Source organism: Mycobacterium sp. 1081908.1 (genome assembly GCF_001673535.1).
GTDB lineage: Bacteria > Actinomycetota > Actinomycetes > Mycobacteriales > Mycobacteriaceae > Mycobacterium.
Genome location: NZ_LZLY01000089.1, coordinates 68,156 through 86,677 on the forward strand (window position 1 = coordinate 68,156; position 18,522 = coordinate 86,677).

At 67.5% G+C, this 18,522-nt stretch carries 22 protein-coding genes; 15 read left to right on the top strand and 7 right to left on the bottom strand.

Translation table 11 applies throughout. From position 1 onward, the window contains the following. Positions 1 to 12: 12 nt before the first annotated feature. Positions 13 to 948 carry a TIGR03564 family F420-dependent LLM class oxidoreductase gene (locus tag A5655_RS12980; protein ID WP_156764845.1) on the top strand — a complete coding sequence of 312 codons (936 nt, stop codon included), beginning with the start codon at positions 13 to 15 and terminating at the stop codon, positions 946 to 948. Positions 949 to 964: 16 nt separating this feature from the next. Here A5655_RS12980 and A5655_RS12985 read toward each other — a convergent pair whose 3' ends face one another. Next, positions 965 to 1,390, bottom strand: a complete 426-nt coding sequence (locus A5655_RS12985; RefSeq protein WP_067010604.1) for a PPOX class F420-dependent oxidoreductase — start codon at positions 1,388 to 1,390, stop codon at positions 965 to 967. A gap of 121 nt (positions 1,391 to 1,511) precedes the next feature. Between A5655_RS12985 and A5655_RS12990 the strand changes: the two genes are divergently transcribed. The 3 genes from A5655_RS12990 to A5655_RS13000 all read left to right on the top strand — a co-directional run bounded on the left by A5655_RS12990 (position 1,512) and on the right by A5655_RS13000 (position 3,753). Then, positions 1,512 to 1,694, top strand: a complete 183-nt coding sequence (locus A5655_RS12990; protein WP_067010606.1) for a hypothetical protein — start codon at positions 1,512 to 1,514, stop codon at positions 1,692 to 1,694. 40 nt (positions 1,695 to 1,734) lie between these two features. Continuing rightward, entirely contained in the window at positions 1,735 to 2,169 is a 435-nt protein-coding gene (locus tag A5655_RS12995; protein ID WP_067010607.1) for a nuclear transport factor 2 family protein, read from the top strand. Between the two features lie 201 nt (positions 2,170 to 2,370). After that, positions 2,371 to 3,753 carry a wax ester/triacylglycerol synthase family O-acyltransferase gene (locus A5655_RS13000; RefSeq protein ID WP_067010609.1) on the top strand — a complete coding sequence of 461 codons (1,383 nt, stop codon included), beginning with the start codon at positions 2,371 to 2,373 and terminating at the stop codon, positions 3,751 to 3,753. A gap of 2 nt (positions 3,754 to 3,755) precedes the next feature. On the opposite strand, the gene A5655_RS13005 is transcribed toward A5655_RS13000, so the two are convergent. After that, positions 3,756 to 4,193, bottom strand: a complete 438-nt coding sequence (locus A5655_RS13005) for a cupin domain-containing protein (protein WP_067010611.1) — start codon at positions 4,191 to 4,193, stop codon at positions 3,756 to 3,758. A gap of 65 nt (positions 4,194 to 4,258) precedes the next feature. On the opposite strand from A5655_RS13005, the gene A5655_RS13010 reads away from it, so the two are divergent. Continuing rightward, positions 4,259 to 5,134: an alpha/beta fold hydrolase gene (locus A5655_RS13010; RefSeq protein WP_369807211.1), complete on the top strand. Its 876-nt coding sequence runs from the start codon at positions 4,259 to 4,261 to the stop codon at positions 5,132 to 5,134. A 40-nt stretch (positions 5,135 to 5,174) separates the two neighbouring features. Here A5655_RS13010 and A5655_RS13015 read toward each other — a convergent pair whose 3' ends face one another. The 5 genes from A5655_RS13015 to A5655_RS13035 form a co-directional block, all read right to left on the bottom strand. Continuing rightward, entirely contained in the window at positions 5,175 to 6,446 is a 1,272-nt protein-coding gene (locus tag A5655_RS13015; protein WP_067010612.1) for an amidohydrolase family protein, read from the bottom strand. Between the two features lie 151 nt (positions 6,447 to 6,597). Next, entirely contained in the window at positions 6,598 to 7,188 is a 591-nt protein-coding gene (locus A5655_RS13020) for a PaaI family thioesterase (RefSeq protein WP_082978629.1), read from the bottom strand. 36 nt (positions 7,189 to 7,224) lie between these two features. Then, positions 7,225 to 7,728, bottom strand: a complete 504-nt coding sequence (locus A5655_RS13025; protein WP_067010614.1) for a nuclear transport factor 2 family protein — start codon at positions 7,726 to 7,728, stop codon at positions 7,225 to 7,227. Between the two features lie 92 nt (positions 7,729 to 7,820). Continuing rightward, complete coding sequence (locus A5655_RS13030; protein ID WP_067010616.1) at positions 7,821 to 8,654, bottom strand: mycofactocin-coupled SDR family oxidoreductase; 834 nt, start codon at positions 8,652 to 8,654, stop codon at positions 7,821 to 7,823. A gap of 6 nt (positions 8,655 to 8,660) precedes the next feature. Next, entirely contained in the window at positions 8,661 to 8,849 is a 189-nt protein-coding gene (locus tag A5655_RS13035; RefSeq protein WP_197508682.1) for a hypothetical protein, read from the bottom strand. Positions 8,850 to 8,979: 130 nt separating this feature from the next. Between A5655_RS13035 and A5655_RS13040 the strand changes: the two genes are divergently transcribed. From A5655_RS13040 to A5655_RS13085, 10 genes are all read left to right on the top strand, one after another. Beyond that, complete coding sequence (locus A5655_RS13040) at positions 8,980 to 10,605, top strand: NAD(P)/FAD-dependent oxidoreductase (protein WP_067010617.1); 1,626 nt, start codon at positions 8,980 to 8,982, stop codon at positions 10,603 to 10,605. Next, complete coding sequence (locus tag A5655_RS13045; RefSeq protein WP_067010619.1) at positions 10,605 to 11,405, top strand: mycofactocin-coupled SDR family oxidoreductase; 801 nt, start codon at positions 10,605 to 10,607, stop codon at positions 11,403 to 11,405. The genes A5655_RS13040 and A5655_RS13045 overlap by 1 nt, the downstream gene beginning before the upstream one ends. A gap of 161 nt (positions 11,406 to 11,566) precedes the next feature. Beyond that, complete coding sequence (locus A5655_RS13050) at positions 11,567 to 12,751, top strand: acyl-CoA dehydrogenase family protein (RefSeq protein WP_067010621.1); 1,185 nt, start codon at positions 11,567 to 11,569, stop codon at positions 12,749 to 12,751. Between the two features lie 8 nt (positions 12,752 to 12,759). Next, positions 12,760 to 13,668 carry a biphenyl-2,3-diol 1,2-dioxygenase gene (bphC, locus tag A5655_RS13055; RefSeq protein ID WP_067010623.1) on the top strand — a complete coding sequence of 303 codons (909 nt, stop codon included), beginning with the start codon at positions 12,760 to 12,762 and terminating at the stop codon, positions 13,666 to 13,668. Next, positions 13,665 to 15,131, top strand: coding sequence for an FAD-dependent oxidoreductase (locus tag A5655_RS13060; RefSeq protein WP_067010624.1), 1,467 nt, complete (start codon positions 13,665 to 13,667; stop codon positions 15,129 to 15,131). Before bphC ends, A5655_RS13060 begins: the two co-directional genes overlap by 4 nt. A gap of 111 nt (positions 15,132 to 15,242) precedes the next feature. Further along, positions 15,243 to 15,686, top strand: coding sequence for a nuclear transport factor 2 family protein (locus A5655_RS13065; protein ID WP_067010626.1), 444 nt, complete (start codon positions 15,243 to 15,245; stop codon positions 15,684 to 15,686). Between the two features lie 112 nt (positions 15,687 to 15,798). Beyond that, the gene (locus A5655_RS13070) at positions 15,799 to 16,608 is read left to right on the top strand and encodes an IclR family transcriptional regulator (protein WP_067010628.1); all 810 of its coding nucleotides are present in this window, start codon (positions 15,799 to 15,801) and stop codon (positions 16,606 to 16,608) included. Continuing rightward, positions 16,605 to 17,531, top strand: a complete 927-nt coding sequence (locus tag A5655_RS13075; RefSeq protein ID WP_067010630.1) for an alpha/beta hydrolase — start codon at positions 16,605 to 16,607, stop codon at positions 17,529 to 17,531. The genes A5655_RS13070 and A5655_RS13075 overlap by 4 nt, the downstream gene beginning before the upstream one ends. A gap of 3 nt (positions 17,532 to 17,534) precedes the next feature. After that, entirely contained in the window at positions 17,535 to 17,882 is a 348-nt protein-coding gene (locus A5655_RS13080) for a hypothetical protein (RefSeq protein ID WP_067010632.1), read from the top strand. After that, a complete protein-coding gene (locus tag A5655_RS13085) occupies positions 17,875 to 18,522 on the top strand; it encodes a Dabb family protein (protein ID WP_067010634.1) in 648 nt (215 codons plus the stop codon). The genes A5655_RS13080 and A5655_RS13085 overlap by 8 nt, the downstream gene beginning before the upstream one ends.

An 18,522-nucleotide genomic window follows, 5' to 3' on the forward strand; every position in this document is an offset into this window, starting at 1 on the left:
CGAAAGAGAGGAATACCGGTGCAAATCAGCGTGAATTGCTTCCTCAGTGACGACCCCTCGCGGTCGCTGGTCGACGACTACGTATCGGAACTCGCGAAGCTGCGCGACGAGGGATTCCGCCGGGCCTGGGTGGCTCAAATGCCCTGGCAAGCCGACGTTTTGACGGTGCTTGCGGTCGCGTTCCGCGAGGTCGACACGATCGAGGTCGCGACGGGTGTGCTGCCGATCCAGAACCAGCAGCCGATGCTGATGGCGCAGCGCGCGGTCACCCTCAGCCTGATCTCCGGTGGCCGATTCATCCTCGGTCTGGGCATGACCCATCGCATGGTCACCGAGGGCATGTGGGGGATCCCATGGGACAAGCCGGTGCGCAGGCTCGGCGAATACCTCGACGGGCTGCTGCCCCTGCTGGAGGGAAAGGACGCCAACGCCACGGGCGAGACGGTGACCACCCGCGGAGCGGTGCGCGTTCCCGGTGCCCCGGCGCCACCACCGGTGTATATCGCGGCCCTCGGCCCGCAACTGCTGCGTCTGACGGGCCGGCGCTGTGCGGGGACGGAGACCTGGATGACCGGGCCCAAGACGCTCGCCGAACACGTCGGGCCCACGCTTCGCGGGGCAGCCGCCGAGGCCGGTCGCCCGGAGGGCGCGGTGAAAGTGGCGGCCTCGCTTCCGATCGCGGTCACCGATGACGTCGACGGGCTGCGCGCACAAGCCGCCGAGCAGTTCGCGCTGTACGGGCAGCTGCCGTCGTACCGGGCGATGCTCGATCGCGAGGGCTACCGCGACCCGCAGGACGCGGCCATCATCGGCGACGAGAGAGTCGTCACCGAACGTCTCGACGAACTCCGCGCGGCCGGCGTCGACGAATTCGTCGCCTACGCATTCGACACATCCGACGAGGGCCGCGCCCGCACGCGGAGCCTGCTGCGGCGGTACGCGAGCTAGGTCTTGGGCCGGGCCGTCACGAGGCCCAGGGGCCGATGCCGCCCACCTTGTCGATGCGGATGCGGGTGAGGAATCCCGGCGGCGCGCCGTCCGGTGGGAACTTCATGTTCGGGTCGCCCAGGACCGGGTTGAGTTCGGCCAGGAGTTCGGGCGCGCCGCCCTCGACGATGCGTGCGGTGCCGGTGATCGACAGGTAGGGCCGCATCCCCTGCCCCGCCTTGTCCAGCGCCAGGATCGTGACGGCGACGCGGGTGTCGTTGCGGACGTTGCGCACCTTCTTGTGCTCGGCGAGGTGCGCGGTGACCAGTTCGTCACCGCCGGGCGTCGACTGCAGCGCGACCCAGACCACGCTCACCTGGGGGCTGCCGTCGCGATTGAGGGTGACCAGGGTGGCGTCGGCACCCTGGCCGATGAGGTCTCGCGCGGCGTCGTTGAGTTTCATGCGTGCTTATACCGACGCGCGCGGCGATTCATTCCCGTCTCATATTCGCCCAAGAATGAGATTTGAATCCGACCAGTTGGCTGTACAGGCGGCGGACGTCGCTCGTAGCGTCGTTTGCGACATGACCGATCAACAGGACCCCACCGGAATCGAGCACCTGCGTTGCGAATTGCTCGATCGCATGGACGCGCAGCATTTCGACGACTGGTCCCCCGCGCTGTTGCGCGCCCTCATCGCCGTCTTCGATTTGAACGGCGTCACTCCGGCGGCCCAGCGTGGCTTCCGGCCCTATCTCGTCAGGTAGCGCCCTCACAGAAGCGTTTTCGCGCATTAGGCTCACGGCGGTGGAGATGTGGGAATTGGTCGCCCGTGAGCAGATTCGGGACACGCTGGCCCGGTACAACTGGTCGGGCGACGCCGGGCGTCTCGAGGGCCTGGCCGAGACGTTCTGCACCGACGGCGTCCTCGAGATTCGGGGCCTGCAGCCGTTGCGCGGGCGAGCCGAGATCGTGTCGTTCCTCGGCGGCGTCGCGGGGAACGTCGCCCGCGACGCCGGCGTCAAGCCCGTCGTCCGGCACAACGTGGCCAACGTGCTCTTCATCGGGCTCACCCCCGACCAGGCCCGGGTCTCGTCGTACTTCACCGTGGTGACCCACATCGGGCTCGACCATTTCGGCCGCTATCGCGACATCCTGGTGCCGGACGGTGGCACCTGGCTGATCAAGCATCGCAAGGTGTCGACCGACTGGGCGGCCCCCGATTCGACGATGGCCCGCTGATCCGAGCGGTCAGGTGAATATTGCTCGCGAGTTCGTTGAATGTACGGTCGGGATGTTTGCCAACGCCCCCTTGACGGCTACAGACTAGGGATCACATCAAGCGATTGCGGTCCGCTCTGATGCTGTGCGCATTTGGGGCCCGGGGTTGACCGCCGGTCATGTGACCAGGGGTCACGGTCGCGCGAACGAGATAGGCGGGGAATGCAGCGACTCAGTGGGCTGGACGCGTTCTTTTTGTACCTGGAGTCATCGACGCAGCCGTTGAATGTTTGCTGCGTGCTGGAGTTGGATCCGGAAACGAAACCGGGCGGCTACGCGTTCGAGGGGTTCCGGGAGGCGCTGGCGGCGCGCGTGGACGCCGTGCCCGAATTCCGCCTCAAGCTGGCCGACAGCCAACTGAACTTCGACCACCCGGTCTGGGTCGACGACGAGCGCTTCGACCTCTCTCGTCACCTGCACCGCGTGGCCCTGCCGTCACCCGGCGGACCGAAGGAGTTAGCGGAGATCTGCGGGCATCTCGCGGGCCTCTCGCTGGATCGCGATCGCCCGCTGTGGGAAATGTGGGTCATCGAGGGCCTGCACGGCACCGGCGCGCTGTCCGTCGTCCTCAAGGCCCACCACGCGGTCGTCGACGGGGTGGGCGGCGCGAACCTGCTGGCCCAGCTGTGCAGCAGCGAGGCCGACGCGCCGCCGCCGCAACCGGCGGAGCGCACCGGCGGTGCGAACCCCCTGCAGATCGCCGCGTCGGGGCTGATCGGGGCGGCGTTGCGGCCGTGGCGCCTGGCCAAGGTGGTGCCGGCAACCGCGCTGACGCTCGGCCAAACCATCCTGCGCGCCCGCGGCGGTGGGCCCACCATGGCCGCCCCGTTCGCCGCGCCGCCGACGCCGTTCAACGGCCCGTTCAGCCGGCGCCGCAACGTCGCCCTGACCACCGTGGACCTCGACGACGTAAAGACGGTCAAGAACCGGTTCGGCGTGACGATCAACGACGTGGTGACGGCGCTGTGCGCGGGGGCGCTGCGGCAGTTCTTGTCGGATCGCGGCGAGCTGCCGGCCAGTCCGATGGTGGCCAGCGTGCCGGTATCGGTGCGGGGCAGGTCCGATCGACCGGGCCGGAACCAGACAACCTGGATGCTGTGCCGGCTCGAAACGCACATCGACGACCCAGGACAGCGACTGGTCCGCATCGCCGAAGGCAACGCCTGCGCCAAGGACCACGCCGCTGCGATGGGCCCGACCCTGCTGCAGGACTGGACGCAGGTGGCCGGGCAGACCATGTTCGGCGCCGCGATGAAGGTGCTGCCGCGAATACCGTTGCCCGACAAGCCGCCGCACAACCTGGTGCTGTCCAACGTGGCCGGGCCGCAGGAGCAGCTCTACTTTCTGGGTTGCCGGGTCGACGCCATGTATCCGCTGGGTCCGATCATCGCGGGCGGCGGGCTCAATGTGACCGTGATGTCGCTCAACGGCCGGCTGGGTGTCGGCATCATTTCCTGCCCCGACCTCGTGCCGGACCTGTGGGAGCTCGCCGACGCGTTTCCCGCGGCGCTCAAGGAACTGCTGGATTGCGGCGCGCCCGGATAGCTTCAGGCCGGCGGCTCGGCGCCGATCGTCATGACGGCGAGCCGGCACCCGTCCGGTCCCGCGCGCCAGGCGTGGTCGACGCCGGTGACCACCGCGCTGTCACCGACGGCCAGTGGGTGCGCGCCGTCGTCCAGGATCAGGTCCACCGCGCCGGCGAGCACGACGTCGAAATCGACGGTGTCCGTGTGATGCATGGCGAACTCGGCACCCGGCGCGTACTCGATCATCGCCCAGCGCAGCGCGCCGGGCGGCACGACCAGGTCCAGTAGGTCCGCGACCCGCCCGCCCGCCGCGATGGACGGCAGGGACGGCGCCGCGTACAGCACCGAATAGCCGAGGCCGCCGCGACCGGCGGCCCCTTGCAAAGTGATGGGCTCGTCCCGCGCCGCGCACGACCGCCCGGACGCGTCGACACCGGTGATCAGCAAGCGCCCCGACATGGCCACCGACTCTAGATGACCGATCCGCGGGACATCGCTCCCGCTCGCCGCGGCGGCATGGCAGGGTGACACCCGTGGCCAACACTTCTCAACTCGTCGAACAAGACCTGCGCGAAATCGGCACTCCGAAGGGCGCATTGCGCTACTACGACTGCGGGACCGATTCCGCGCCGGCGCTGCTGTTCCTGCACGGCTCGGGCCCCGGAGTCACCGGCTGGCGTAACTTTCGCGGGATATTGCCGACGTTCGCCGAGCAATACCGCTGCCTGGTCCTGGAATTCCCCGGTTTCGGCGTCAGCGACGACTTCGGCGGCCACCCCATGGTCATGGCGTTCGGCACCGTCGCGCCGTTTCTGGACGCGCTCGGTGTCGAGAAGACGCACATCGTCGGCAACTCGATGGGTGGCGGGGTCGGCATCAATTTCGCCATCCAGAACCCCGGCCGCGTCGACCGGCTGGTGACCATCGGCGGCATCGGCACCAACATCTTCAGTCCCAGCCCCAGTGAGGGCATTCGGCTGTTGCAGGAGTTCGTCGAGGACCCGACGCGCCAGCGGCTGGTCGACTGGCTCAAGTCGATGGTGTACGACCAGTCGCTGGTCACCGACGAACTGATCGAGGAACGCTGGGCGCTCGCGACCGACCCCGTCGCCCTGGACGCCGCCCGACGGATGTACGGCAAGGCGGCGTTCGCCGCGATGAACGCGGGGATGGCCGCCTCCGACCGGCCGATGCCGTGGGCCGTCATGCACAAGCTGGCCGCGCCGACGCTGCTGACGTGGGGTCGCGACGACCGGGTGAGCCCGCCCGACATGGCGCTCCTCCCGATGCGCACCATCCCGAACGCCGAACTGCACATCTTCCCGAACTCCGGGCACTGGGCCATGATCGAGGCCAAGCAGGCCTTCGAAAGCACTGTGCTGGCGTTTTTGTCTCGCTAGATGGTTCGACCTGTTGGGCCGAACTGACGGGGCCGACCGTCTACCCGCGTTGCGGGGCGAGCCGCTTCAACGCGAGCCCGCCTTCAAACGGCCGGTAGCCGAAGGCGGCCGGCGCGTGATAGCCGGTCTTCTCAAGGGGCGTGTGCACTTCCGCCACCGCCGGGCCGATCTCGGCTGCGATCGGTGCCAGCGCGTCGAGGTCGAACCGGTACAGCCGACCGGCATTCTCGGCGAGAATTTTTCGGCATTCGTCCTCGGACCTGTCGTGCAGGGCCCACCGGATGGCCAGCTTCGAATGCGGGGCGAAGCCCTCCTCGTGGGGATAGTCGCTTCCCCAAAGGATGTGGTCAGCGCCCATGAAGTCGATCATGCCTGATTCGAAGGGCGTCAATTCGCTGGCGAGGTAGCAGTTCCGCTGAACGTACTCAGTTGGTGTGAGGGTCAGCTGATCGACCGAGGACCCGCCGAACATGCCGTAGGTGCGGTTACCGGCTTCCGTCTTCAGCGTCGGCACCATCGCATCCAGGGTCATCAGCTGCTGTTGCACCCAGAGGGTCCCCTGCTCGGTGGGCACGAACCGCAGCGTGGGATGACGTTCGAATACTCCGGCCAATATCAGGTGCCCAAGGGTGCGCTGGGCCCACAGCGCCATCTCCGTGATGAGCACCGCATTCGACGCCGGCTGATCCATCGGCATCGCGGGACTTCCGGGGCCCCCGTGCTGCACGATCGTCAGATCGAGTTCGCTGCACAATTCCCAGATGGGCTCGTAGCGGGTGTGGAACAGCGGAGCGACGTTGGGGTCGCCGGGCGATACCGCGGGCAACAGCACTCCACCAAAGCAATCTTTCTGGTGCCCCCACCGTATTTCGTCCAACGCGGTTTCCACGTCGTTGGGGAAGATCTGAATCAGCCCTCGCCGCCGCGCCGGCGCGAGAGAACAAAAGTCAACTTGCCAACGGTTGTGCGCCTGCACACCCGCCCACCGACGTTCGAAGTCTTCTCGAGTTTGTGGCAGCGAGATGGTGATGTTGGGAGACGTCGGGAAGAAGGGAGGGACGGTGTTCGGAAGCAGCAGCTCCGCCGCCACGCCGTCGTCATTCATCTCCGAAATGCGCAACTCGTTGTCCCAATTGCGCTTCGCGGTGGCGATGATCAGGTCGTCGAAAGGGCTCGCGTAGGTCTTGGCCCATGCATCGAAGTCGTCATAGAACACCTGGGGTAGATAAGGCTTGTAATCGTAGAGGTCAGCCCCGGCGTGAGTATCCGCGGAAATGACGGTGTAGCGGGAAAGAGTCTCAGGCGCGGCCATGAATCATCTCCTCGACAGGAATGTGACTAATCGTAATAGTCCCCCCGGCCGATAGCTATCGAACGGCGGACGTCTCGTTCAGTGGGAGCCGGCTTTGGCCTCCACCAAGCGGTATGGCTCCCATCCCTTGTCCCACAATGGCGCCGCGCTGTCATCGTGGGTTGATGAACACGCCTTCGGCGGTGACGGTCGGCCCCTCGCCGTCGGCGATGTGGCCCACCGCGAAGGTCTTCACGCCATCGATCCGATCAACGCGCGCGCTCGCGCGTATGAGACCCAGGGGCGTTCCACGCACATAACGCAGGCTGAGCGTGCCCGTGTAGGCCGGGCGCCCCGGGCGGTGTGCGGTTGCGCCGAGGACGTGGTCCAGGATTAACGCACACACGCCGCCGTGAACATGACCGGGCGGACCCTCGTAAGCGGCACCGAGCGTGACCTCAGTCCACACAACGCCTTCGGCGTCGTGGTGTATCACCAGGGGCGGTGCGACGGGATTGCGCACCCCGATCGCCACGTTTCCTGATGCCATCGATTGCCCGTCGGCGACTCGGCGCAGCCCGAATGAACCGGGCATCAGGTCTGCGCTCAACTGCCCTACCGCGCAATCGATCTGGGTTTTAGCCGCCGCTATGGCGGCAGCATCCACCTCGGTGCGGATGGTGACATCGATGAGCCGGCGTACGGAGCCGGCCAGCGACTCATACCCCGCTCGCCTACCGGCGTCGTTGTCATCGGCCACCACTGGCCACCCCTCGAATTGGCCGGATCCCACTGACCCTCACGTCAGCCCCGCACCCAGTGCCGGTGCCGCCGCACCCGCCAGCCCAGCAGTAAGCAACGCGCGCGCTGCGGGGTCGCCATCGAGGACACGACTGGTGCGTTTGATGATCCGCCAGCGCCCCTCGACGCGCTGCAGTTCGAAATGGTTTGCCGTCGAGCGCCATACGCGATAGCTTTCACCTTCTCGGATCAGCACCAGCGATTCGGCGACCGCCACCGCCGAATCCTTTGTCACCGTCACGACGCTCGGCCCGATAAAGTGACAGCAGCCATTCGTCACGAGATTCTGATGGGACGCAGAACTCACCATCGCATGAACGTCGTTTTGGCTGTCCATGTGCCAGCCCTCGACGTCGTAGGTGCCGTTGGTCGCCCAGAGTCCTGCGGCGGCGTCGGCGTCCCCGGCATCTACGGCCGGCCCGTACGACGCGATCAACCTGGAGATGTCGCGTTCGTCCTCGAGCTGGCGAAGCCTTGCCGCAAGATCGTCGATCTCGGTCATGACCCGCTTCCTTCCCTTATCCTTCGCCTGGCCCAGGGGGGCTGATAACCGGACAGAGCATGTCATCGCCGGGCATTCGACGTCACGCAGCGCTATCGTTGAGTCGCGCCGGCGTCTACCGGCAAGGTTACCGAGGTGATGTAGCGCGCCTCGTCGGATGCCAAGAACAGCGCCGCGTTCGCCACGTCGATCGCGTCGATCCACGGAACCGGAAGCATGTTCATGTTCCGCGCCGCCTCGGCGAACTCGGCGCGCGTCGGCGGCCGGTCCAAGTCGGGGCGAAAGGCGCCGCGCACCGCGTCGTTCTGGATCAGCGGTGTGTCGACGTTGGTGGGGTGGACGCAGTTCACCCGAACATTATGCGGCGCAAGCTCTTTGGCCATACTCTGCATCAGGCCGACCACGCCGTGCTTGGCCGCCGTGTAGTGCGCCACCCCGACGAGACCGCGCAACCCGGCAATGGAATTGGTGAAGATCATCGCGCCGGCGCCGCGCGCAATCAGGTAGGGCGCACCGGCCCTGCACGTGTGCCACACACCGGTGAGGTTAACGTCCAGCATTGTGCGCCAGGCTTTTTCGTCCAAATCGAGCGCCATGCCGCGCGACGTGATTCCGGCGGTCGCGCACACCACATCCAATCCGCCGAACCGCCGCACGCCGCGGTCGGTGGCGGCCTGCACACCCGCGAGGTCCCGCACGTCGACCGTCTCGGTGTGCACCCGCTGACCGATCTCCGAGACCATCGCAGCCGTCTCGTCGAGGTCGGCGACCGTGCTGTGCCGGACCACCACGGTGTCGATCGGCCCGCACACATCGAGGGCCACGATGTCGGCGCCCTCCTGCGCGAACCGCACCGCCTGGGCGCGGCCGATCCCCCGCGCCGCACCGGTGATCAGCGCGACCTTGCCCGCCAGACGCTTGTTCATGCGGCGCTAGAACCCGACGTGGACATGGTCACCGAGCGGGCGCGCCTGGCAGCAGAGGATCAAGCCTTCGGCGCGGTCTTGGGGTCCGAGAACGTCGCCACCGACCATCTCCACCTCCCCGGACACCAGCGTCGCCACGGTGGCGGCCCGAGCGCCGGCGTGCACGACAATGTCACGCCTTCCGACTTCTGCCATGCCGCAATCCTTACGAGGCGGCCGGCCGCGGCGGCGGCTTGATTCCGATGGCTGGGAGGCCGTTATCCCGGCGTCCGGTCACCGGGACGCCGCCCCTGTCTGCGCCCGCGGCGACCTACTGTTGCCACCCGTGAGGACTGGCAGCAGTGGGTGGGTAGCCCCGGAAGTAGATGCGGTTGTGGTTGGTGCGGGCTTCGCGGGCCTCTACGCGCTGCACAAGCTGCGGTCGGACGGGCTGAGCGTCCGGGTGTTCGAGAGCGGACCCGACGTCGGCGGCACCTGGTACTTCAACCGATATCCCGGTGCCCGATGCGACGTTGAGAGCGTGGACTATTGCTACTCGTTTTCCGACGAACTGCAGCAGGAATGGGACTGGTCGGAGAAGTACGCCACCCAGGCCGAAATCCTGGCCTACATCAACTGGGTCGCCGACCGACTGGACCTGCGCCGCCACATAACGTTGAACGCGCGTGTGACGTCGGCGGTATTCGACGAGCAGAGCGTGCGCTGGACGGCAACCACCGACACTGGCGAACAGGTCGAAGCACGGTTCTGCCTGATGGCGACCGGTCCCCTGTCGGCCGCGATGACCCCTTCGTTCCCTGGACTGGAAGGCTTCGCCGGAGAGGTCTACCACACCGCGTCGTGGCCACACGAGCCGGTGGACTTCACCGGCAAGCGGGTCGCGGTTATCGGCACCGGATCGTCTGGCATCCAGTCGATCCCGATCATCGCCGAGGCCGCGTCCCAGCTGTATGTCTTCCAGCGCACGCCGAATTACAGTGTGCCGGCCGGCAACCGGCCTCTCACCGATGCTGACCGCGCCGAGGTCAAGGCCAATTACGCACAACGGCGACGGGCGTCATGGCGCAGTTCCGGCGGTTCGCCCCACGTCGCGCATCCCAAGCTGACGATGGAGGCCACTCCAGAGGAACGCCGCGCGGCATTCGAGAAGCGCTGGGATCTGGGCGGCGTGCTGTTCTCCAAGACGTTCACGGACCAGATGATCGACCCGGCCGCCAACGACGAGGCACGCAAGTTCTACGAGGAGAAGGTCCGTGCCGTCATCGACGACCCGTCCGTGGCCGAACTGCTGATCCCCAACGATCACCCGATCGGCACCAAGCGAATCTGCACCGACACCAACTACTTTCAGACGTTCAACCGCCCCAACGTCAAGCTGGTCAGCGTCCGCACCACTCCGATCGATTCCATCGACCCGACGGGCATCAACACCACTGATGCCCACTACAACGTCGACACGATCGTGCTCGCGACCGGCTTCGACGCGATGACCGGTGCGCTGGCCAAGATCGACATCGTCGGCCGGGGCGGCCGGCGGCTCCGAGATCACTGGCGCGACGGACCACGCACCTACCTCGGCTTGGGCGTCGACGGGTTCCCCAACCTGTTCGTGGTGTGTGGCCCGGGCGCTCCCGCGGTGCTGGCCAACATGGTGCTGCACGCCGAGGCGCACGTGAACTGGATCGCCGACTGCATCGCTTACCTCGACGCCCACGGCTACGCCGCGATCGAGGCGACCCCGGACGCGGTCGATGACTGGGTCGCCGAGTGTGCCCGCCGGGCCGAGGCCACCCTGTTCACCAAGGCCAACTCCTGGTATCTCGGTGCCAACGTCCCTGGGAAGCCGCGCGTGTTCATGCTCTTCATTGGCGGGTTCGGGGTCTATCTCGACATCTGCACCGAGGTCGCGGAAGCCGGCTACAAGGGGTTCTCGCTGGTTAAGGAATCTTGATGTCAGGCCTGCGCGGTCGCGTTGCCTTGGTGACCGGGGCCGCCCGCGGCAGCGGACGTTGCCACTGTGAGCGATTTGCCGACTTGGGCGCCGACATCATCGCGCTGGATGTGCCCGAGGCGGCCGCCGATCTCGAACAGGCCGCGGCCGCCGTCGCCGCGCGTGGGGTGCGCGCCGTGACCGGTCTGGCTGACGTCGGCGACTTCGGCGCGATGGCGGCCGCGGTGGATGCCGCCGTCGCCGAACTCGGTCGCATCGACGTCGTTGTCGCCAACGCGGGGATGCATCCGGCGGGCGCCCCGGCTTGGGAAATCAGCCCCGAAACCTGGCAGCAGGTGCTGGACGTCAACCTCACCGGTGTCTGGCACACCGTCAAGGCCAGTGTGCCCCACATCGGCGAGCAGGGCGGCTCCGTCGTAATTGTCAGTTCCACCAACGGTATTCGGGGCACCGCGGACACCGCCGCCTACACGGCCAGTAAGCATGCCGTGGTGGGACTGGCGCGCACGCTCGCCAACGAGCTGGGACCCCGACGTATCCGCGTCAACACCGTCCACCCCGGTGCGGTCGCGACCGCGATGGTGCTCAACGAGGCGACGTTTCGGCGGCTGCGGCCCGACTTGGACAATCCGTCGGCGGAGGACGCCGCTGAGGTGCTGAAAGCTCGCCACTTGCTACCGGTGCCGTGGATCGAGCCCGTCGATGTCAGCAACGCCGTCGCGTTCCTGGCCTCCGACGAAGCGCGCTACATCACCGGGACCCAGATCGTGATCGACGCCGGACTACTGGCCAAAGTGTAGGAGCGCTGGTTGGGCGCGAAGGTCGCATGTGGCGATTTCGTTGACAACACCCCCCGCGCCGAGTTATGACCCAATTTCGTCCGCTGATCGGGATCAGCGGCGAGTCGGCGCCTGGACTGCGGTAAACCATTCAATATGCCCACACACGTAAGGACGAAGAAATGAGCGAGCGGGTACTTGATCAGGTTGTGGCCATGGCCGACCAGTTGCGCGACCAGGCCGCCGAAGCCGAGCGGATCGGCCGGCTCACCGACGACACCGTCAAGCTCATGAAAGGGGCCGGGCTGATCCGGCTGCTGCAACCCAAGAGCTACCAGGGGTTTGAGGTCCATCCCCGCGAATTCGCCGAAACGGTCATGGCCACCGCGGCACTCGATCCGGCCGCCGGCTGGATCGTCGGCGTGGTGGGCGTGCATCCCTACCAGCTCGCCTACGCCGATCCGAAAGTGGCCGCCGAGGTGTGGGCCGACGACGTCGACACCTGGATGGCCTCCCCCTACGCGCCGCAGGGCGTGGCGAAGCCCGTCGACGGCGGCTACATCTTCAACGGCCGGTGGCAGTTCAGCTCGGGCACCGACCATTGCGACTGGATCATCTTGGGCGCGATGCTCGGCAACGAGCAGGGGATACCGCTGATGCCGCCGCAGATGCTGCACATGATCCTGCCCCGCAAGGACTACGAGATCGTCGAGGATTCGTGGAACGTGGTGGGGCTACGCGGAACCGGCTCCAAGGACGTCATCGTCAAGGACGCGTTCGTCCCGGCCTACCGGACGATGGACGCGACCAAGGTGATGGACGGCACCGCCCAGCGCGAGGCCGGCATGACCGAGCCGCTGTACCTGATGCCGTGGTCGACGATGTTCCCGCTGGGAATTTCCGCGGCCACCATCGGGATCGCCGAGGGCGCGCTGGCCGCGCACCTGGACTATCAGCGGGAGCGCGTGGGCGCCACCGGGACCGCGATCAAGGACGACCCGTACGTCATGCACGCCATCGGCGAGGCGGCGGCCGACATCAACGCCGCCCGCCAGGAGCTGTTGGCCAACGCGGAGCGCATCTACGACATGGTCGCCGCCGGCAAGGAGGTGTCGTTCGCGGACCGGGCGGCCGGTCGCCGGACCCAGGTGCGCGCGGTGTGGCGCGCCGTCGCGGCGGTCGACGAGATCTTCGCCCGCTCCGGCGGAAACGCGGCTCGGATGGACAAGCCGCTGCAACGGTATTGGCGTGATGTGCACGTGGGCCACCTGCATGCCATCCACGTCCCCGGCACCACGTATCACGCGTCGGCGCTGAGTTCGCTGGGCATCGACCCGCCGGAAGGCCCGCTGCGGGCCCTGATCTAGGAGTGGCAGTGAGCGACCTGAAAAGCCTTGGCTACATCACCATTTCGACCAACGACGTCGACCGGTGGCGGCATTTCGCCTTCGACGTCCTGGGTTTCGCGGAGGGCAAGGGATCCGAACCGTCGGCGCTGTACCTGCGCATGGACGAGCGCGCGGCCCGGATCGTCGTCGTTCCCGGCGAGACGGAGCGGGTGCTCACCATCGGTTGGGAGGTGCGCGATCGTGCGGCGCTGCAACGGGTCAAGGCCAGTCTTGACGGCGCCGGCGTCGCGTTCAAGCAGCTGTCGCTCGACGAGGCCGAGCAGCGCCGCGTCGAAGAGGTGATCGCGTTCGAGGATCCGGCGGGCCACGCGCTCGAGGTGTTTCACGGCCCCGTGCTCGACCACAGCCCGGTGATCACACCGTTCGGCGCGAAGTTCGTCACCGGCGATCAGGGCCTCGGCCATGTCGTGCTGCCCGCGATGGACCCCAACGGGCTGTTCGACTTCTACACCGAGGTACTGGGTTTCCGTTCCCGCGGCGCGTTCCGGGTGCCGTTGCCGAAGGAGTTCGGCCCGGTGCGGGTTCGCTTCCTCGGGATCAACGAGCGCCACCACAGCCTGGCGATCGTGCCGGCCGCGCATCTGCGCGACCCGCGCGTGGTCCACATCATGGTGGAGGTCGACACCCTCGACGCGGTGGGCCAGGCGCTGGACCGGGTCAACGCCGAGGGCTTCCAGTTGTCCTCCACGCTCGGCCGCCACACCAACGACAAGATGATCTCCTTCTACGTCCGGGCGCCCGGCGACTGGGACATCGAGTTCGGCACCGAAGGCATGCGCGTCGACGAAACTTATTACACCGCAGAGGAAATCACCGCGGACAGCTACTGGGGTCACCAGTGGGTCGGCGAGATGCCCGCGGCGATGCGGTTATGACGCCCGACACGGACGTCACGCCCGTCCCGGCGTCGTCCATCGCGTCCTGGGATCAGGAGGCCGACGTCGTCATCGCCGGCTACGGGGTCGCCGGCGCCGCGGCGGCGGTCGAAGCGACCCGCTCCGGCGCCGACGTGCTCGTCCTGGAGCGCACCGGGTCGTGGGGCGGTGCCGCGGCGATGGCAGGCGGATTCATCTACCTCGGCGGCGGCACCGCGCTGCAAACCGCCTGTGGCTTCAGCGATTCCGTCGACAACATGGCGGCTTTCCTCAACGTGGCGATGGGCCCCGGCGCCGACGAGAACCGGATCGCCGATTACTGCGCCGGCAGCGTCGCGCACTTCGACTGGCTCGTCGGCTGTGGCGTGCCGTTCAAGGCGGAGTTCTTCTCCGAGCCCGGCTGGGAGCCGATGGGCGACCAGGGCCTGATGTACAGCGGCGGCGAAAACGCCTACCCGTTCAACACCATCGCCTCCCCCGCCCCGCGCGGGCACGTCCCGCAGATGCAGAACAAGAAGCAGGGCGAGGCGAGCGCCGGCTACATGCTGATGAAGCCGCTCGTCGAGACGGCGACGGCGGCCGGCGCGCGGGCGCTGTACGACGTCCGTGTGCAAAGCCTGATCGTCGAATCCGACGGCAGGGTCGTCGGCATCCGCGCCCGCCAGTACGGCGCGGAGATGACGGTCCGCGCCCGCCGCGGGGTGGTGCTCGCGACGGGCAGCTTCGCCTACAACGACGCGATGGTGGCGCGGTACGCCCCGCGGATCGCCGGGCGCCCGGCCGCCTCGATCGAGCAGCACGACGGGCAGGCGATCCGGATGGCGCAGGCGCTGGGCGCCGACCTTGCCCACATGGACGCCACCGAGGTCGCGATCTTCATCGATCCCCAGCAACTGGTGCGCGGCATCCTGGTCAACGGCCGCGGCCAGCGCTACGTCGCTGAGGACACCTACCCCGGCAGGGTCGGCCAGCTCACGCTGTATCAGCAGGACAACACCGCGTTCCTGATCATCGACGACGACGCGCAGCAGGAGGCGATGGCCTCATGGTCGCCCAAGTTCATGCTGCGACCGGCGACCTGGGTGGCCGACACGGTCGCCGACCTGGAACGCGACATGGGCCTGGCGCCCGGTTCGTTGCAGGCGACGGTGGCCGCCTACAACGAGGGCGCCGCGCGCGGCGAGGATCCGCTGCTGCACAAGAAGCCCGAGTGGCTGAAACCGATCGGTTCCCCGGTCGGGGCCGTCGACCTGCGGGAGAACACCGGCGGCTTCACTCTGGGCGGGCTGGCCACCACCTTGGAGGCTGAGGTCCTGCACGTCAGCGGCGAACCCATCCCGGGGCTCTTCGCCGCGGGCCGCTCGACCGCGGGACTGGCGGCGTGGGGATACGCCAGCGGCATCTCGCTCGGCGACGGCAGCTTCTACGGCCGCCGCGCGGGCCGGTCCGCGGCCAAGGGCTGAGTGCTGCCGGTTTGCCGCGACGACACTTCATCGAGATCTACGCCAACGCGAACAAGTGCGAGCGCGGCGCACGTTAGCGTCGATTTCGGCGTCCCGCGAAAGGAACGGCCCGTGAACACTCAGCGACTTCAGATCCTGTTCGACGAGCGTGACATCGAACGAACGCTGACGCGATTCGCCCGCGCGATGGACGATCGCGATTGGACGGCGATGGCCGAAATCCTGGCCGACGACGCGGAGGGCGACCTCGGGACTGGACGGCTGCGCGGAAGCGCCGCGATCATTGAGCTGATCCGCGGGTTCCTCGACAATTGCGGCCCGACCCAGCACCTGCTGACCAACATCGTCATCGATGTCGACGGGGACGCCGCCACCAGCCGCTCCTACGTCCACGACGTCCATCTGAACACGGACGCCGATCCCTCGACGCGGTTCTACACCCTCGGCGACTACAGGGACACGTGGCAACGGCGATCCGATGGATCGTGGGAATTGAAGCAACGGATCAAGAGTAATCGAGCCCATGTCGGCTCCCTCGACGTCTTTCGCGGCTGACGGCACCGCGCAGAAAGCCTGGCTCCTTGCCGCGGTGCGTGACAGAGGCCACACCGGTGTGATAGACCTATCTTCCTAATAGGAATATGCCAGCCAGATACATGGAGGTTCGATGACATCAGCCGTCAAGACTGTCGAGACCCCGACGGCCGTCATCGACCGCATCTCGCTGGTCCTCGACGCGTTCGACGGACCGGGCCGGCTAACGCTGGCGCAGATCGTGCGCCGCACCGGCCTGCCGCGGTCGTCGGCGCACCGCATGCTCGAGCGCCTGGTGCAGCTGCGGTGGCTGCGCCGCAGCGGCCGCGACTACGAACTGGGCATGCGCCTGGTGGAGCTGGGCTCGCTGGCCGTGCACCAGGATCGCCTGGTGCGCGCGGCCGGCCCCTTGCTCGGCGAGTTGCACCGCGCCACAGGGCTTGTCGTACACCTGGCGGTCTTGGACGGCGCCGACGTCGTCTACCTGGACAAGATCGGCGACCAGCGGATACCCACTCGCGTGGGCGGTCGCCAGCCCGCGCACTGTACCGCCGTCGGGAAGGCGATCCTCGCCTACCGTAACGACGATGCCCAGCTCGATCTGCGGGTTCGCAAGACGAAATACTCGATCTCCAACGGCCCGCAGCTCGCCGTCGAGCTGGCCAAGGTGCGCGCCCACGGAGTCGCGTTCGAACGCGAGGAGTCGCTGCTCGGATTCGGTTGCGTGGCAGCGCCGATCGGCGGACCCGGTGAGGCGGTCGCCGCGTTGTCGGTCTGCGGTCCGATGAACCGCATGATGTTCGACCAGCGACTGGCCGCGCCCGTGCGCATGACCGCGATGGGCGTCTGGCGGAACGTCGAGGACGGCCCCCAGCGCGTCGCGCCGACCCTGCAGCCGCTGCGGCCGCTGCGCCCGGCCCGTCCGGCACTGCAGTACGCGTGACGCTCGATCCGCAGCTCGCGCCCCTGATCGACATGCTCGACGCCGGCTTCCCGCCGGTGCACACCATGAACGGCGCGGAGGCCCGCGCGCTGATCCGCTCCAGGTTCGTGCCACCCCCCAAGCCGCAGCCGGTCGCCGAGGTCCGCGACGACACGATCGACGGACCGGGCGCCGACATTCCGGTCCGGGTCTACCGGCCCGACAGCCGGGACACGAGCCTGCCGATTCTGGTATACGCCCACGGCGGCGGTTTCGTGTTCTGCGACTTGGACAGCCACGACGCGCTTTGCCGCGACATCACGAATCGCATTCCCGCCGTGGTGGTCTCGGTGGACTACCGGCTGGCGCCGGAGCATCGCTGGCCAGCAGCGGCCGACGACGTGTACGCGGTCGTCCGATGGGCGGCGCGCAACGCGGCCGACCTCGGCGGCGACCCGAACCGCCTGGCGGTGGGCGGCGATAGCGCGGGCGGCAACCTGGCCGCCGTGACCGCGCTGATGGCACGCGACCGAGGCGACCCGCCGCTGGCCGCCCAGTTCCTGATCTACCCGGTGCTGGCGGCGAACTTCCAGAACGAGTCCTATCGGTTGTTCGGCCGCGGCTTCTACAACCCGAAGCCGGCTCTGCAGTGGTATTGGGAGCAGTACGTGCCGTCGGTGGCCGACCGCGCGCACCCGTATGCCACACCCATTAACGCGGACCTGCGGGGGCTGGCACCCGCCGTCATGGTCATCGCCGGACACGACCCGCTGCGTGACGAGGGACTGGCCTTCGGCGCGGCCCTACAGAATGCCGGTGTTCCGACCGTCCAATTGCGTTATGACGGCGGCATTCACGGGTTCATGACGATGCCGATGCTCGATCTCGCACATCGGGCCCGGGCGGAGGCCGCTGCCGCGCTCGCTGGCGTCTTGCGGAGATAGGCCATGGCAGACGGCCAAATCTTTGTGATCGACCGGGTGACCACCAAGCCGGGCTGCGCACGGCGGTTCGTGGACCGCTACCTCGCCGAGTACGCGCCCGGTGCCCGCGATCGCGGCATGACGCTGCGGGACGTCTTGGTCAGCCCGCCCATTTGGTTCGACGATCAGGTGAACACGGTGACCGTCACGTGGACGCTGCCGAGCGTGCCGGCGTGGTGGGAGATGACCTGGCGGGGCAGGCCGGACCCGGCGCCGGGCGAATGGTGGTCGCGCATCGCCGAATTGGTGCAGGATCGATCACGATCGTTCGCGGCGGCCGCGGACGATGTCGACGGGCTCTGCGATGTTTAACGTCACCAGGCTGGTCGACGAGGCCCAGGGCGACCGCGATCGCGTGCTGGCGGCGCTTCGCGGCGCGGCCGCGCAGATAGGCAGCGAACACAGTCTCGTGGAGCCGACGCTCCCCGGTACCCGAAACGGCGGTGACATCCTGATGCACCTACGGTTCACCGATGCGGCCGAATGGGACTCTGCTGCGGCGCGTTTCGACGATGTTCTCGGCGACCCCGCGGTCCGTCGCGTCAACGGGGCCACCTACTTCGGTTGCCCCGCCAGCACGGGTTGGTCGGCGGAACCCGGAACCGTCTATCGCACCTTGCTGCTGAGCGTGGTGCCCGGCACCGGTGCGGCGACCACCGCCCGTTTTGAGGCCGATCTGCGGCTGATGCCGAAATACGTACGGACCATCACCGATTGGCAGCTCAGCCGTGTGGTTGAAGCGTCCGGCGCCTCGTCGTGGACCCACGTATTCGAACAGCTCTTCACAGACGTTGAGGGCCTGATGGGCCCGTATCTGATGCACCCGATTCACTGGGCCCACGTGGATCGTTGGTTCGATCCCGAATGTCCCGACGTCATCGTGCGTGATCGCGTCTGCCACAGTTTTTGCCGAAGCGATCGGGCGATCGGGTCGCCGGCGGAAGCGCGGTGA